At 67.5% G+C, this 13,877-nt stretch carries 16 protein-coding genes and 1 pseudogene; 8 read left to right on the forward strand and 9 right to left on the reverse strand.

Translation table 11 applies throughout. The features are described from left to right. The first annotated feature begins 96 nt into the window (after positions 1–96). Positions 97–909: a hypothetical protein gene (locus ACP7AZ_RS04270; RefSeq protein WP_426036397.1), complete on the forward strand. Its 813-nt coding sequence runs from the start codon at positions 97–99 to the stop codon at positions 907–909. Positions 910–964: 55 nt separating this feature from the next. Here ACP7AZ_RS04270 and ACP7AZ_RS04275 read toward each other — a convergent pair whose 3' ends face one another. Beyond that, complete coding sequence (locus ACP7AZ_RS04275; RefSeq protein ID WP_426036399.1) at positions 965–1,111, reverse strand: hypothetical protein; 147 nt, start codon at positions 1,109–1,111, stop codon at positions 965–967. A 5-nt stretch (positions 1,112–1,116) separates the two neighbouring features. Here ACP7AZ_RS04275 and ACP7AZ_RS04280 point away from each other — a divergent pair. Continuing rightward, positions 1,117–1,230, forward strand: a pseudogene (locus ACP7AZ_RS04280) (sigma factor-like helix-turn-helix DNA-binding protein); the annotation flags it as partial. A gap of 70 nt (positions 1,231–1,300) precedes the next feature. Here ACP7AZ_RS04280 and ACP7AZ_RS04285 read toward each other — a convergent pair. From ACP7AZ_RS04285 to ppk2, 4 genes are all read right to left on the reverse strand, one after another. Beyond that, positions 1,301–1,765, reverse strand: coding sequence for a chemotaxis protein CheW (locus ACP7AZ_RS04285; protein WP_426036401.1), 465 nt, complete (start codon positions 1,763–1,765; stop codon positions 1,301–1,303). A 1-nt stretch (position 1,766) separates the two neighbouring features. Beyond that, positions 1,767–3,560, reverse strand: a complete 1,794-nt coding sequence (locus ACP7AZ_RS04290) for a methyl-accepting chemotaxis protein (protein WP_426036403.1) — start codon at positions 3,558–3,560, stop codon at positions 1,767–1,769. Positions 3,561–3,694: 134 nt separating this feature from the next. Continuing rightward, positions 3,695–4,069 (reverse strand): DUF1428 domain-containing protein, encoded by a 375-nt coding sequence (locus ACP7AZ_RS04295; protein ID WP_426036405.1) that lies wholly within the window; start codon positions 4,067–4,069, stop codon positions 3,695–3,697. 131 nt (positions 4,070–4,200) lie between these two features. After that, positions 4,201–4,947, reverse strand: coding sequence for a polyphosphate kinase 2 (gene ppk2 / locus ACP7AZ_RS04300; RefSeq protein WP_426036407.1), 747 nt, complete (start codon positions 4,945–4,947; stop codon positions 4,201–4,203). A 121-nt stretch (positions 4,948–5,068) separates the two neighbouring features. On the opposite strand from ppk2, the gene ACP7AZ_RS04305 reads away from it, so the two are divergent. Together ACP7AZ_RS04305 and ACP7AZ_RS04310 are read left to right on the forward strand one after the other, a co-directional pair. Continuing rightward, a complete protein-coding gene (locus tag ACP7AZ_RS04305; RefSeq protein WP_426036409.1) occupies positions 5,069–5,830 on the forward strand; it encodes an extensin family protein in 762 nt (253 codons plus the stop codon). A 207-nt stretch (positions 5,831–6,037) separates the two neighbouring features. After that, the gene (locus ACP7AZ_RS04310) at positions 6,038–6,241 is read left to right on the forward strand and encodes a cold-shock protein (protein ID WP_303695099.1); all 204 of its coding nucleotides are present in this window, start codon (positions 6,038–6,040) and stop codon (positions 6,239–6,241) included. A gap of 30 nt (positions 6,242–6,271) precedes the next feature. Here the strand turns inward: ACP7AZ_RS04310 and ACP7AZ_RS04315 are convergent, their stop codons facing one another. From ACP7AZ_RS04315 to ACP7AZ_RS04325, 3 genes are read right to left on the reverse strand one after another with little or no spacing between them, the layout of a single operon-like run. After that, the gene (locus tag ACP7AZ_RS04315; protein ID WP_426036411.1) at positions 6,272–7,180 is read right to left on the reverse strand and encodes a DMT family transporter; all 909 of its coding nucleotides are present in this window, start codon (positions 7,178–7,180) and stop codon (positions 6,272–6,274) included. 40 nt (positions 7,181–7,220) lie between these two features. Then, positions 7,221–8,066 (reverse strand): tRNA glutamyl-Q(34) synthetase GluQRS, encoded by an 846-nt coding sequence (gene gluQRS, locus ACP7AZ_RS04320; protein ID WP_426036413.1) that lies wholly within the window; start codon positions 8,064–8,066, stop codon positions 7,221–7,223. Continuing rightward, positions 8,063–9,187, reverse strand: coding sequence for a JmjC domain-containing protein (locus tag ACP7AZ_RS04325; RefSeq protein ID WP_426036415.1), 1,125 nt, complete (start codon positions 9,185–9,187; stop codon positions 8,063–8,065). Before ACP7AZ_RS04325 ends, gluQRS begins: the two co-directional genes overlap by 4 nt. 45 nt (positions 9,188–9,232) lie before the next feature. Between ACP7AZ_RS04325 and ACP7AZ_RS04330 the strand changes: the two genes are divergently transcribed. The 4 genes from ACP7AZ_RS04330 to ACP7AZ_RS04345 all read left to right on the forward strand — a co-directional run bounded on the left by ACP7AZ_RS04330 (position 9,233) and on the right by ACP7AZ_RS04345 (position 12,197). Then, positions 9,233–9,922, forward strand: a complete 690-nt coding sequence (locus ACP7AZ_RS04330; RefSeq protein WP_426036417.1) for a DNA-3-methyladenine glycosylase family protein — start codon at positions 9,233–9,235, stop codon at positions 9,920–9,922. After that, positions 9,919–10,593, forward strand: a complete 675-nt coding sequence (locus tag ACP7AZ_RS04335; RefSeq protein ID WP_426036419.1) for a trimeric intracellular cation channel family protein — start codon at positions 9,919–9,921, stop codon at positions 10,591–10,593. The genes ACP7AZ_RS04330 and ACP7AZ_RS04335 overlap by 4 nt, the downstream gene beginning before the upstream one ends. 120 nt (positions 10,594–10,713) lie before the next feature. Further along, positions 10,714–11,274 carry an HNH endonuclease gene (locus tag ACP7AZ_RS04340; RefSeq protein ID WP_303695104.1) on the forward strand — a complete coding sequence of 187 codons (561 nt, stop codon included), beginning with the start codon at positions 10,714–10,716 and terminating at the stop codon, positions 11,272–11,274. A gap of 104 nt (positions 11,275–11,378) precedes the next feature. Then, a complete protein-coding gene (locus tag ACP7AZ_RS04345) occupies positions 11,379–12,197 on the forward strand; it encodes a transglutaminase-like domain-containing protein (protein ID WP_426036421.1) in 819 nt (272 codons plus the stop codon). Here the strand turns inward: ACP7AZ_RS04345 and ACP7AZ_RS04350 are convergent. Further along, positions 12,158–13,870, reverse strand: a complete 1,713-nt coding sequence (locus ACP7AZ_RS04350; RefSeq protein WP_426036423.1) for a M1 family metallopeptidase — start codon at positions 13,868–13,870, stop codon at positions 12,158–12,160. The genes ACP7AZ_RS04345 and ACP7AZ_RS04350 overlap by 40 nt on opposite strands. Positions 13,871–13,877 lie beyond the last annotated feature (7 nt).

Genomic DNA, 13,877 nt, shown 5'->3' on the forward strand with positions numbered 1-13,877 from the left:
ACCAATCGCGAACGCCAGTTCGACCAACCTCGCCAGTCCGTTCCGACCGATTCTGGCGTAGCGGCGGTCCATGGTGCGCGGATGACAGAGCGACGCGTGATCAGGCAGCGGTCCCCTGCGGTGTGGGCCAGGGTCAGGGAAGCCTATCTGGCCGGTGAGACGGCGGCCTCGGTCGCGCGTCGGTTCGACGTCGGCTACGGCAACCTCAGATACCGGGCGCATGCGGAGGGCTGGACCCGCAAGGCGGCCCTGGCGGAGGCGGACGAGGACGCGGCGGCCGAAGAGGTCCGGCTGGCCGGGCGCGTGGACCCGATCGCATCCGCGCCGGGCAACCGTCTGGCCGAGATCGACCCGGACGAGGCGAGCGCGGCGGGCATCCGCCACGCTGCCGCCCTGATCGCCGCCGGGCGGGGCGCGGAGGCGCTGAGCCTGCTCAAGGCCGTTCAGGGTCTGGCGCAGACGCTGGAGGCCACGGCGGCGCCTTACGATGGGGAGCCTGAACCCGACGCCTTCGATTTCAGGGCGCTTGAGACGCTGTCGCTCGAGATGGCGGTCAAGAACGCCGAGGCCATGCTGGGCGACACCGGCCATGGCATCACCTCCAGTTTCGGCCACGCGGCCTATCACTGGCGGGCCATACACCTGGGGCCCGAGATCGCCCTGGCGGACTTCGCCGCCGGGGTGAACGGCGGCTGGGCCGGCCATTACTGGGACGCGGTCGGCAATCTGAAGCCGCTGTCCGGGGACATCCCCGAACCGGACGGCGCCATGGTCCGCCAGCACCTGCGCCACTCGCCCGAGGCCGACATGGAAGACTGGCCCTGGAACAGGGAGCGCCCGGTAGAGCCGGCCGTGCGGGCCGAGGATGACGCGCCCGCGGCGCGGGGGCCGAGGGTGCGTCTGGGGTGAGCCCGGCTTCACATCGTAGAGGGGACCCCGCTCCCGGCGGGAGAGGGTTATTCGATCACGCCGCGCGCCTGGCGGCGAAGGGCCCGTTGGGCAGGGGGGTGATCTCTGCGTAGCGGACCAGGGTGTTGAGGGCCTGGACGACGCGCTGCTTGATCGTCTTGCCGCTGCGCTTGAAGGCACGCGAGACGGCGGCGGCATCCATGGGGCGGCCGGAAGTTCAGCGTGACCCGCGAACGCATCCGCCAGATCGAGACGAAGGCGCTGAGGAAGCTGAAGCACCCGAGCCGGTCACGGAAGCTGTGGACCTTCCTGGACAGCTGATCCCGCGCCCCTCCTCCCGCAGGGAGGAGGGGCGTCCGGCCACCTCCCTGGAGGTGGGGCCGGGTTCAGATCAGGCCGCCACCTTCATCGTCTGCGGAAGCAGGGAGCCGACGACGAGCCGGCTCAGCATGCGGCCGTCCAGGGGTAGGATGGCATCGACAAACCGTTCGGCCTCCGGCGCATCCACGTTGGGCGGCGGCTGCATGAGGCCGGGGTCGACCTGGAAGGTTTCCTGCACCCCGTCGACCAGAAGGCCGGCGATACGGGTTTCATCGTGGATGACAACAATGACGTGCCGGGATGAGGGCTCCGTGCGCCCCAGCCCGAGGCGACTGCGCAGATCGACCACGGGGATCACGGCGCCCCGCAGATTGATCATGCCGCTGATATAGTCGGGAGCCTGCGGAACAGGGGTCGCGGGGGTCCAGCCCCGGATCTCCCGGACGCTGCGGATATCGATGCAGAATTCCTGTTCCGCGATCTCGAACGAGATCAATTCCAGCCGGGATTCGGGGGTGCGGACGTGATCGTCCATCCTAGAATTCCTCCCACTCGTCGGCGACCGGCTGGGCGCCGCCCCCCTTCATGGCTGTCGCCAGCTTGGCCTGGGCCCGTCCGACCGGATTGATGGGTCGCGCCGATGAAGCCCCGGCCGTTGGCCGCCCGCGGTCGGCGACGACGACGACCGAGCCCGTTCCCAGCCGGAACTGCCGCATCAGGGTGGCCATTTGATCCGCTTCGCCCGACAGGCTGGTCGCGGCTGCGGTCGCTTCTTCCACCATGGCGGCGTTCTGCTGCGTCACCTGGTCCATCTGGTTAATCGCGCTGTTGACCTGAAGGAGCGCCGTCGACTGTTCCTGCGAGGCCTTGGCCATCTCGGAGACCAGGGTGTGCATCGACGTCACCTTGGCGGAGATGCCGTTGAGCGCCTGTCCGGTGTCGCCCACCAGTTTAACGCCGCGTTTGACCTGGTCGGAGCTCGACGCGATCAACGCCTTGATCTCCTTGGCCGCCTCGGCGGACCGCTGGGCCAGGGCACGGACTTCCTGGGCGACGACGGCGAAGCCACGGCCGGCATCACCCGCGCGCGCGGCCTCGACCCCGGCGTTCAGGGCCAGCAGATTGGTCTGGAAGGCGATCTCGTCGATCACGCCGATGATCTGGGTGATCTGACCAGAGCTCTGCTCGATCTCCCCCATGGCGGAGACGGCCTCGTCCATCACCCGCCCGGAGGTGACTACGTCGGCCTTGGCGCCGGACGCGGCTTCGCTGGCCTGCTTTGCCCCCTCGGCGCTGCGTGTGACCGTGGCGGTGATCTGGTCGAGCGCGGCAGCCGTCTCCTCCAGACTCGCCGCCTGCTGTTCGGTTCGCCGCGACAGATCGTCGGACGCCGCCGAGATCTCGGCCGTTCCCGACTGGATGACGCTGGCGCTCTGGGTGACGCCCTGCATGGCGGATTCCAGACTCTCGAGCGAGCGGTTGAAGTCGTTGCGAACGGTCTCGAACTCTGGTGCAAAGGCGTTGGGCAGGCGGCACTGGAGGTTGTTGTCGGCCAACTGTGACAGGCCCTCGCCGATTTCATTGACCGCGCGAACCCGCTCCGTGACGTCGGTGGCGAACTTCACCACCTTCATCACTTTGTTGTTCATGTCGAAGATCGGATTGTAGGAGGCCTGGATCCAGACCTCGTTGCCGGCCTTGCCAATCCGCTTGAACTCGGCGGCGACGAATTCGCCGCCATTAAGCTTGCGCCAGAAGTCCTGATACTCGCTCGAGCGCGCGTAGGCGGGCTCGACGAACAGGCTGTGCTGTTTTCCGCGGATCTCATCGAGGCGATAGCCCAGCGTGGCCAGGAAGTTCTCATTCGCAGTGATGATCTCGCCGGTGGGCGTGAACTCGATCATGGCCTGAACCCGCGAGATGGCGTTCAGCTTGCCTTCGAACTCGGCGTTCTTCAGCTTCTCCTGGGTGATGTCGGTCGCGACCTTGACGACCTTGACCACCTTGCCGCGGGAATCCTTGACCGGATTATAGGAAGCCTGGATCCAGACCTCCCGGCCGCCCTTGCCCAGGCGCCGGTATTCGCTGGCATCGAAGTCTCCTCGGCCCAGCTTGGCCCAGAAGGTCTTGTACTCGGGGGCCCGGACATCGACCGGATCCACGAACAGGCTGTGATGCTGTCCCTTGATCTCCGAAAGGCTGTAGCCCATGGCGTCGCAGAAATGCGGGTTCGCCGTGAGAATCTGTCCCGTCGGGTCGAATTCGATAATGGCGAGTGACTTGTCGAGTGCCCTCAAGACCGCGTCAGAAGAGCTCGAAATACCGAACATGTTAGCCTTCCCCTCCAGAAGCATTGCCTGGATGGCAATGCGTCATCGCTGCCGACCGTCTGACCAGACTGGTCAACGCGGCGGCGCGCTGGAAAGAGATTACACCCGCCGATGAAGGCCGACTGAACCCGGGGTTACGTAGTATTCCGCATGTTCCCCGACAGGGCCTCGAACACGACCTCGAAGCCGCCCCACATCATGCGCTTGCCGTCGAAGGGCATGTCCATGTCGGCGAAGCGGGGATCTTCCATCATTCTGGCCCAGGCGGCGTCGGCGGTCGCCTTGTCGGGCCACTTCAGCCACGAGAAGACGACGACCTCGCCCTCTTCCAGCTTCACGGCCAGGTCGAAGCCGGTGACCTTGCCGGCCGGGACGTCGACACCCCAGGTCTCGACGTGTTCGAGGGCGCCGAACTCCTTGAACAGGGGGGCGCTGAACTCGGCGGACCGGATGTAGCGGTCCCTGTCCGCGGCCTTCACGGGGGTCAGGAAGCCGGTGATGTAGGACATCGTTCTTCTCCTTCTGAGGGGGCTGCCGCCGGCGTCGGCCGTCCCGCCTGCGCGGGAAGGCCGACGCTCGCTGCCTGAGCCCCGGATGTGGATGATGACACAGGCAGGCGTCTTGTATGAAGGCGTCACATCTAGGCGTTCAGCCTGCCCTTCGCGCGGCTGGCGTCGAGGATCACGCCCTTGTCGACATGGCCGATCCTTGCGCCCGGCCGCCCCAGCCGATGCAGGATGTGGCGGATGATGTTCAGCCGGGCCGTCTTCTTGTCGTCGGTGGCGACGATGGTCCAGGGCGCGTCGCGATGGTGGGTCTCGGCCAGCATGCGGTCGCGGGCGGCGGTATAGGCGTCCCAGCGGATCTGGGCCTCCGCGTCGAGGGACGAGACCTTGAACTTTTTCAGCGGGTCTTCCATCCGCTCGGCGAGGCGTTTGGCCTGTTCGTCCTTCGAGATGTCGAGCCACAGCTTGATCAGGATGACGCCCGATCCGGTCAGCAGCCGCTCGAAACGCGGCGCGTCGTCGAGGAAGGCCTCATGCTGCTCCGGGGTGCAGAAGCCCATGACCGGCTCGACGCCGCCGCGATTGTACCAGGACCGGTTCAGCAGGACCATTTCGCCTGCCGCCGGCAGATGGGAGACATAGCGCTGGAAATACCATTGTGTGGATTCTCGCTCGGTCGGCTTGGGCAGGGCGACGATGCGGGTCTGGCGGGGCGAGGCGTATTCGGTGATCCGCTTTATGGCGCCGTCCTTGCCGGCGGTGTCGCGGCCCTCGAACACGACCAGCACCTTCAGCCCCTGTTCGATGGCCCAGTGCTGGGTGTCGACGAGCTCCACCTGCAGGGCCTCCAGCGTCTTGTCGTAGTCCTTGGCCTTGGCCATCGTGATCGCTCCGTGTTCGGCCGCAGGTTTGAGCGGTTTGCGCCCGCGCGTCGAGATGGGGACATGGGAAACGCGCGCGCGTGATTGTTACCTTTCGCCCGTCCGTCCATTGTCATCGGGCATGAAGCGCGATTTCGCCGATTTCTGGAACCTGATGTGGGAGCTGGCGCTGGGCGTCTGCGCGGCCTTCGCGCTGATGAACGCCTTCGCCCCGCCGCAGGATCTGCCGTGGAAGCCGCTGGATCTCAACCATCCGCTCGGCCAGGCGACGGAGGCCAAGGTCGCGGACTTCGAGGTTCCGTTTGCGGCGTCGCCCGAGGAGGTGCGGGGCGCGACCGAGGCCTGTATCCAGACCCTGCGCGACGCAGGGGTCGAGGTGCGGCGGGCCGAGGACAGGGACGACGGCGGCTTCTGCCAGGTGCGCGGCGCGATCACCATCACCGGCGGCGCGGTGACGCCGCTGAAGCCGGGCGGCCTGACCATGCAATGCCCGCTGGCTGTTCGCTACGTCATCTGGGACCGGCAGGTGCTGCAGCCGGCGGCGGAGGCGATCTACGGTTCCCGCGCCGTCGCGGTGAACAACTACGGGACCTATTCCTGCCGCCGGATCTACGGCTCGACCGAGGTCTCGGACCGGCCCAGCGAGCACGCCAGGGCCAATGCGCTCGACGTCGCCTCGGTGACCCTTGCGGACGGTCGGACGGTGTCGGTTCTCAACGACTGGGACGGACAAGGTCCAAACGGAACAGGAGGTTCCGGTCTATTGAGACGCATCCGCGAAGGCGCCTGCCGGGTGTTTTCGACGGTGCTCAGCCCCGACTATAATGATGCGCACAAGGATCATCTTCACCTTGATGGGGCGCCCCGAGGGCTGTGCGCGTAAAATCCTTCCGCACAGGCCCGCCTGACGCACGAATCGTTTCCGGTTGACCGGGCTTTGCGGCTGAGAGAAAACATCCGCGCAATCCGGATTTCGCGTGGGGTCCAAACCTGCGTTTCGCTCCTTCGCCTGAACGAGCTGTCCAGATGGATTGTCGGACCCCCTCGACAGGGCGTCCGCCTGGAAAAGCGCGTTTATGGAGACGCAACAATGGCGACCGGTACGGTCAAGTGGTTCAACCCCACGAAGGGCTTCGGCTTCATCCAGCCCGAAAGCGGCGGCGCCGATGTGTTCGTTCACATCACCGCCGTGCAGAAGGCTGGCCTGACGGGCCTCGATGAGAACGCCAAGGTTCAGTACGAGCTGGAATCCCAGCGCGGCAAGACCTCGGCCGTGGACCTGAAGCTTCTCTGATCCAAACCGGATCGGGATCGCTGACGTGATCTAGGCGGGCGCGGTTCCTTCGGGAGCCGCGCCCGTTTTCGTTTTCGCCCGGGTCGACCACTGGGCCAGGACGATCGCCGCCAGGACGAGGGCGCCGCCCAGGGCCTGCACCGGGGCGAGGGTCTCGCCGAAGATCATCCAGCCGAGGGCGGCGGCCACGATCGGCTGGATCAGGATGGTCACGGCGGTGATGGAGGCCGGTAGCTTGCCCAGGGCCCAGGCGACGCCGCCCTGTCCCGCCACATGCATGACGCCCATGCCGGCGCAGGCGGCCCAGCCGGCGGCGGTGGCGGGGATCATGTCCTCGCCCAGCAGCAGCGCCGTCCCCGCCATGACGGGGATCCCCGCCAGGGTCACCCAGAGGGTGACCCGCAGGGCGCCCGCCGTGGTGCGCGCCTGCTTTACCGCCAGGAAATAGGCGGAGTACCAGAGGGCCACGGACAGGGAGAAGATGTCGCCCAGCACCGGGTTGGTCCCCTGACCCGGCGCCGCCCCGGCGGCCATGGCGAAGGCTCCGCCCATGGCCAGGGCCAGGGCCAGGATGAACAGCCGCGCCGGCCGTTCCTTGAACAGGAACCAGCCCACCAGGGTGACCACGACCGGCGTCAGGTTGCACAGCACCGTCGCATTGGCGACCGAGGTCATGACGATGCCGTAGTGCCAGAAGCTGAGGTCCAAGGCGAAGAACAGGCCGGCCAGCAGCATCCATTTCGACGGCCGCCCGACGCCTTCTGCGCCAAGACGACCGACGAGGATGAGCAGCAGGGGCAGGGCGAACAGGAGCCGCCAGAAGCCGGCGGCCGCCGGACCGGTCTCGGTCAGGCGGACCAGGATCGGAGCGAGGCCGAGGATGCTGGCGGAGGCCAGCACGACCAGCAGGGGGATCAGGCGGGACGGGGAGGGAGGCATGGTGTCGCATACCTCTTACCCTCGCCCATAGGGAGAGGGGTCAGAAGCCGAGGTCGGTCCGCAACGCCTTCGCCGTCATCCCCGCCTCACGCAACGCCTTCAGCGTCACCGCCCCGTCGCGCTTGGCATAGCGTTTGCCGTCGGGGCCGAGCAGCAGCCGGTGGTGTCGATAGACCGGCGTGGGCAGGTCCAGCAGGGCCTGGAGCAGGCGCTGAACCGAGGTGGTCTCGATCAGGTCCTTGCCGCGGATGACGTGGGTCACGCCCTGCAAGGCATCGTCGACGACCGAGGCGATGACATAGCCCGCGCCGATGTCCTTCCGCCCCAGCACCATGTCGCCGAGGCCCTCGGGCCGCGCGGTCCTGACGGCCGGGCTCTCCGTCTCCTCGACCCAGGTCAGTGGCTGGAAATCGCCGAGACTTTCGCGCGCCGCTGCGAGCGACAGACGCCAGGCGAAGGGTTGGCCGGAGGCAAGCTTTTCGGCTTCCTCGTCCGGGGACAGTGGGCCGCCTGCGAAGGCCTGGGCGTCGGTCGGGTCGTCGGCATGAGGCGCCATCCCGGCCAGGGCCATGAGTTCCTTTCGGGTGCGGAAGCAGCGGTAGAGGACGCCCATGTCCCGCAGGCGGTCCAGTGCGGCGTCGTAGTCGGCGCGGTGTTCGGACTGGCGACGGACGGGGGGCTCCCAATCGAGACCCAGCCAGGCGAGGTCGTCGACAATCGCGGCCTCATACTCCGGGCGGCAGCGGGTGAAGTCGGTGTCCTCGATCCGCAGCACGAAGCGACCCTTCGCGCGCCTTGCCGCCGTCCAGGCGGTCAGGGCGGAGAAGGCGTGGCCGCGATGGAGCAGGCCGGTCGGCGACGGCGCGAAGCGGGTCACGAAGGTCAAAGGCGGACCAGGGCGCCCGTCCTGACGGCCGCGTCGATCATGGCGCGGAGGTCCGCCTCGGGCACGAAGTCGAACTGGGCGATCATGTCCTCAAGGGCCAGACGCGGCTGCGACAGGGCCCAGTCCAGCGCCCCGGCGGCGGGGCCGGCGACGGCGGGCGCCGGGCCCTGGCCGCGACCATAGAGGGTCAGTGTCGGACGATGAGGCAGGGCGTAGCCGGGTTCGCGCGGAATCAGCCGTTCCTGGGCCATGGCGATCTCGTCGGCGAAGACGTCGCTGACGGCCAGGGCGGACAGGCGTCGGCCCAGGTCGGCGAGTTGGGCCTTCAGGATTTCGGATCCCGCAGGACGCAGGAAGTGGCGGAAGGTGGCCTCGTCCTGTGTCAGCCGCTTCAGGATGTCGAAGACGGTGCGCCCGTCCGCCGGAGTGATCGAATAGGTGACGTGCAGGGACGCGCCATCAGTCGCGAGGGCGTCGTGATACCAGCCGCGTGGAAGATAAAGGACGTCGCCGGGCCGCATGTGCACCTGGGTCATGACCGGGCCGCGCTGGGCCGCCAGCCAGGCGCGGGTTTCCTCGTTGTCGATCGGGAAGGTGGTCGGTGCGTCTGCGCGGTTGGAATACAGGGTCCAGACCTTCTCGCCCTCGCACTGGACCGCGAAAACGTGGTGCAGGTCGAAGTGGGTCCCGAACGCCTTCACCCCGCCAAAGGAGCAGTAGAGGTTGGCGCTGACCTGGCCGGCGAAGGCGCGGCCCAGCGCCGGGGTCAGGGCGCGGATCGACGGGACCAGATCCTGAACCTCGTCGAGCACGAGGCTGGCGCCCTGGCCCAGCAGGACCTTGACCTTGGCGGGGGAGGGGCGGTTGGCGGTCCCGGAACCCGTCGCGGCGTCATGACAGTACCGGGGCGGCGGGACGCGCTGGCCATTGTAGAGGACCTTCAGGCTCTGGGAGCGCCAGATCGAGGTCTGGTCGAGCAGGGCGTTGAAGCGGTCCCAGTCGAGCAGAGTCTGTTTGGCAGCGCCGGGCGCGGCCGGGATATGCAGCGGTTTCCGGTCGTCATAGTCCGCGTGGAACACCTCGGGGGTGATCGGGGCCAGGAGATCGTCCAGACTGAGCATGGTCGGACGCTAGGGTCCGGCCCGCCGTTTGTCGACTGGACCGGAATGCCTCTGACACCCGAACAATTGGTCGTCGCCCGCGAGGACCTGGTCTGTATCGACCCAGCTCTGGCCCGGGCCCATGCCCAGACGCCGCCGTTCGAGTGGCGGGTCGGGGACCGGGGGTTTCCCGGCCTGTTCAGAATGATCGTGGATCAGCAGGTCTCGCTGGCTTCTGCGGCGTCTGTCTGGGCGCGGCTGCAGGCGGGGCTGGGGGAGATCACGCCGGAGACCCTGCTGGCCCACGACCTCGACAGCCTGCGCGGCATGGGCCTGTCCCGTCAGAAGGTGACCTATGGTCAGGGCATCGCGCGGGCCCAGCTGGATGGGACGGTCGATCTGGAGCATCTGTCGACGCTCGATGACGACGCGGCGATCGCGGCCCTCGTCTCGCTGAAGGGCGTCGGGCCGTGGACCGCTGAGGCCTATCTGCTGATCTGTGACGGACGGCTGGATGTCTTCCCGGGCGGCGACATCGCGCTGCAGGAGGCGATCAAATGGGCCGACCTGCTTGAGCATCGGCCCGATACGAAGGCCGCCTATGCCCGGGCCGAGATGTGGCGGCCGAACCGGGGCGTGGCGGTTCATCTGCTCTGGGCCTGGTACGTCGGGGTGAAGACGGGCGAGATCGTGCTAGATCATCCCCTCAACCCGGCGGCCGCCAAGCCGAGAGCCAGGGAACGCAGACAGCCGTGAACGCGCTCGTAGACCCCACCCTTCTGAGCCCTGTGCTCGCCGACCCCGAGACGGTGCTGGGCGCGCTCGATTTCGCGGGCGTGGCCGTGTTCGCCGCGACGGGAGCGCTGGCCGCAGCGCGCGAGAAGCACGACCTTGTCACCTTCGCCTTTTTTGCCGCCATCACCGGCGTGGGGGGCGGGACCCTGCGGGACCTGCTCATCGATGCCCCGGTCTTCTGGGTGCAGGACTGGCGCTATATCGCCGTCTGCCTCTGCGCGGCCCTGGCGGTCTGGCTGGTCGGGGCGGGGGCCTGGCGATTCAGGGCCCTGCTGTGGCTCGATGCGCTCGGGCTCGGCGCCTATGGGGTGCTCGGCGCCGCCAAGGCCGAGGCGTACGGGGCGCCGCCCCTGATCTGCATCGTCATGGGGGCGCTGACAGCCTGCTTCGGCGGCATTGTGCGCGACATCCTGGCGGGGCAGCCGTCAATCCTTCTGCGGCGAGAGATCATCATCTCGGCGGCCCTTGTTGCGGCGACCATCTATGTCGTGGCGCGACAGTTCGGCATCGATCACTGGCCCGCTGCGGCGATCGCAGCGCCGATCGGGTTCGCGCTCCGGGCCGGCGCCCTGGTCTGGGGCTGGAGCCTTCCAGCCTTCCCTGGCGGCCTCCTCAGAAAGGGCGCGTCATGAAACCGCTGCATCGTCGTCATGGCGGTGCGTGCGAATCGGGAATAGGCTGGCTTCACTAGAGAGAAGGAGAGACGTTTTCAGTCCGATTTCCTCGATATCCGGCGTGAGCGGGAGGGTCTGATGCAGGTCCTTCACAAGCCGCCTTCCGGCTTTCCAGCCCTGGTGCTGAACGCCGATTTCCGTCCGCTGTCCTACTATCCGCTGTCGCTCTGGCCGTGGGAGGAGGCGGTGAAGGCGGTCTATCAAGAGCGCGTGGACGTCGTTTCGACCTATGACAGGGTCGTGCGCAGTCCGTCGATGGAGATGCAGATCCCCAGCGTCATCGCGCTGAAGAGCTATGTCGACCAGAATCGCAGCCCGGCCTTCACCCGCTTCAACGTCTTCCTGCGCGACGGCTTCACCTGCCAGTACTGCGGCGACACCGCCGAACTGACCTTCGACCACGTCATTCCGCGCAGCCGGGGCGGACGCACGACGTGGGAGAACATCGTCGCCGCCTGTTCGCCCTGCAATCTGAGGAAGGGCGGACGGACGCCGCAGCAGGCGCACATGCCGATCCGACGCGCGCCCAACCGGCCGAACGCCTTCCAGCTCCAGGACGCGGGCCGACGGTTCCCGCCCCACTACCTGCACCAGAGCTGGCTCGACTATCTGTACTGGGACATCGAGCTGGAGCCGTAGACGGCGCCACTATCCTGCGCCGCATGACCTGCTAGAGCACTGCATGACCCGGAACGGCCGCCGATGCGCGACGTTAACGGTTCGCCCCTCACATCAGGTCGTCCATGAAAATTCGCGTCCGCGCCGAGCTCGTCTATCGCTTCGATCCCCCGACCGACGCGATCTACAAGATTCAGGTCGCGCACTGGCCGGGTCAGGACATCCTGGAGGAGCGGCTGACGATTACGCCGCCCCAGGCCTTCCATCAGGACGAGGACGAGGAGTTCGGCGCCCGCACCCTGCGTGCGCGCCTCAGCGGCGACGTGGCTGTGTCCTACGAGGCGGTGGTCGACAACGGCTCGCTGCTGGGCCTGCCGCCGGGCGTGACCCAGCACGACTGGAACGACCTGCCGGCCGAGGTGCTGACCTATCTGTGGCCCAGCCGCTATTGCCCCTCGGACCAGTTCGGCCGGTTCGTGGAGCGTCAGTTCGGAGAGACATCGGGCGGCGAGCGGGTGCTCGCGATCCTGAACTGGATCACCGAGAACATCGATTATGAGCGCGGCGTGTCGGACTCCGAGACGACGGCCGCGCGGACCTTCATCGATCGGGCGGGCGTGTGCCGCGACTTCACCCATATGGGCATCACCCTGTGCCGGGCGTCGGGCATTCCTGCGCGCGCGGTCAGCGCCTATGCGCATCAGCTGAACCCGCCGGACTTCCACGCCATCTTCGAGATCTGGCTGTCGAACGGCTGGTGGCTGGTCGATCCGACCGGGCTGGCGCCGATCGAGGGACTGGTGCGGATCGCCTGCGGGCGCGACGCCGCCGACATCGCCTTCCTGTCGACCCAGGGAACCTGCGAGATGGTCAGCCAGTCGATCACCGCCGAGGCTGCGGACGCCTATTCCGTCGAGGCGCGATCGGACCTTATGCGCGCCTGATAGACGTCGATGAAGTCGAGCCGGCGCAGGACCTTGTTCTGCGGATCGATCACGATGTGAGCCGCGGCGGGGACGGGGATCGAGCCCCGGCCGTCGGTCATGGCCAACGTTTCGACCCGGCCGTCCACGGACACCTCGACCGGCATCGGAAAGGCCGCGCCGTCGCCGGTCGTCCATGACAGGTTGAGGGTCCCGTCCTCGCGCGTCTCGTTCAGGACCGGCAAGGCGGCCTGATAGAGATAGCCGCGGAAGAACCAGCCGTAGTCCCTGCCGGTGATGTCATTGACGATCCGCAGGAAGTCCGGCGTCGAGCGGTAGATCGGCTCGAAATTGCCCGGGCGCGGATCGGGGCGGCCATAGACCAGGGTGGTGACGGCGCGGAAGAAGGCCTCGTCGCCGATCAGCATCCGCAGCGAATGGGCGATCAGCGAACCCTTGGAATAGATGTCGTTGCCCGGCCCGACCGCGCCGTCATAGACCTCGCCCTCGCTCCTGAGTTCGCCCGAGACGACGGGGAAGCGGTTGATCAGGCCCTGCTGCTGCTCGGCCAGTTCGGTCTGCATGTAGCGGTCGCCGTGCAGCCAGGCGCCGTAGAGGGGCTGCATATAGCTCCCCAGCCCTTCGTGCAGCCACATGTCGTCGGCGTTGGCATTGGTCATCTGGTTGCCGAACCATTCGTGGGCCAGCTCGTGCTGCAGCAGCCAGTCGTAGCCCTTGCCGTCCAGCCGATACTGGTTGCCGTAGGCGTTGATGGTCTGGTGCTCCATGCCCAGGTGCGGGGTCTCCACGACGCCCATTTTCTCGTCGGAGAAGGGGAAGGGGCCGACGGTGGCTTCGTAGAAGTCCATCTGGGTGGGGAATTCGGCGAACAGGGCGGCGGCGCGCCCTGGATCATCGGAGCTCAGATGCCAGAAGGACATCGGGAAACTGTTGCCGAACCGGCTGCGGTAGCCGGTCTTCAGCTCCGTATAGGGGCCGACGTTCAGGGCTATGGCGTAGGTGTTGGGCGTGCGTGCCGACCAGTTCCAGGTGGTCCAGCCGTCGCCGTGATCTTCCGTGCCGAGGAAGCGGCCGTTGGAGGGCGCGGACAGGCCGGTCGGGACGGTGATGTGCAGGTCGACCCGCCCGGGCTCGGCCACGGGGCTGTCGATACAGGGCCAGAACAGGTCGCAGCCTTCGCCCTGGACGGCCGTAGCGATCCACGGCTCACCGCCGGGCGCGCTCGCCCAGACGAAGCCGCCGGACCAGGGCGCGCGCGGCGCCACGCGGGGATGGCCGGAATAGGCGATGCGCAGGGTCGTCGTCTGACCCGCAGCCAGCGGCCGAGGCAGGGGGATGGTCATCCGCCCCTCGGGATTGGACCAGTCGCTCACCGCCCGTCCGTCCACCGACACGGCGGAGACGTCGAACACGGTGTCCAGTTCGACCACCAGCCGGGCGACGGGCGCCGTGGCGGTCAAGGTCAGGGTCGCCGTCGCGTCGATGGCCCTGTCGTCGGGGAGGACCTTAATCGCCAGATCGACGAGGTCGATGCGCATGGCCGCCTGTTCCGGCGTGCGCGGCTGATCGGTCATCAGGGTGAAGGCGGTGGACTCGCGCGGCGCCGGGTCCTGGGCGAGGGCAGGACCCGCCAGCAGAGAAGCGGCGGCGAGGGCGGCGAGGGCGTTTCGCATCAGGGGT

Source organism: Brevundimonas sp. DC300-4, from assembly GCF_049897365.1.
GTDB lineage: Bacteria > Pseudomonadota > Alphaproteobacteria > Caulobacterales > Caulobacteraceae > Brevundimonas.

Coding starts and splice junctions, on each gene's coding strand:
- ACP7AZ_RS04275 (WP_426036399.1), bottom strand. CDS start 1,111: ATGGATGCCGCCGCCGTCTCGCGTGCCTTCAAGCGCAGCGGCAAGACG.
- ACP7AZ_RS04285 (WP_426036401.1), bottom strand. CDS start 1,765: ATGGACGATCACGTCCGCACCCCCGAATCCCGGCTGGAATTGATCTCG.
- ACP7AZ_RS04290 (WP_426036403.1), bottom strand. CDS start 3,560: ATGTTCGGTATTTCGAGCTCTTCTGACGCGGTCTTGAGGGCACTCGAC.
- ACP7AZ_RS04295 (WP_426036405.1), bottom strand. CDS start 4,069: ATGTCCTACATCACCGGCTTCCTGACCCCCGTGAAGGCCGCGGACAGG.
- ppk2 (WP_426036407.1), bottom strand. CDS start 4,947: ATGGCCAAGGCCAAGGACTACGACAAGACGCTGGAGGCCCTGCAGGTG.
- ACP7AZ_RS04305 (WP_426036409.1), top strand. CDS start 5,069: ATGAAGCGCGATTTCGCCGATTTCTGGAACCTGATGTGGGAGCTGGCG.
- ACP7AZ_RS04310 (WP_303695099.1), top strand. CDS start 6,038: ATGGCGACCGGTACGGTCAAGTGGTTCAACCCCACGAAGGGCTTCGGC.
- ACP7AZ_RS04315 (WP_426036411.1), bottom strand. CDS start 7,180: ATGCCTCCCTCCCCGTCCCGCCTGATCCCCCTGCTGGTCGTGCTGGCC.
- ACP7AZ_RS04325 (WP_426036415.1), bottom strand. CDS start 9,187: ATGCTCAGTCTGGACGATCTCCTGGCCCCGATCACCCCCGAGGTGTTC.
- ACP7AZ_RS04330 (WP_426036417.1), top strand. CDS start 9,233: ATGCCTCTGACACCCGAACAATTGGTCGTCGCCCGCGAGGACCTGGTC.
- ACP7AZ_RS04340 (WP_303695104.1), top strand. CDS start 10,714: ATGCAGGTCCTTCACAAGCCGCCTTCCGGCTTTCCAGCCCTGGTGCTG.
- ACP7AZ_RS04345 (WP_426036421.1), top strand. CDS start 11,379: ATGAAAATTCGCGTCCGCGCCGAGCTCGTCTATCGCTTCGATCCCCCG.
- ACP7AZ_RS04350 (WP_426036423.1), bottom strand. CDS start 13,870: ATGCGAAACGCCCTCGCCGCCCTCGCCGCCGCTTCTCTGCTGGCGGGT.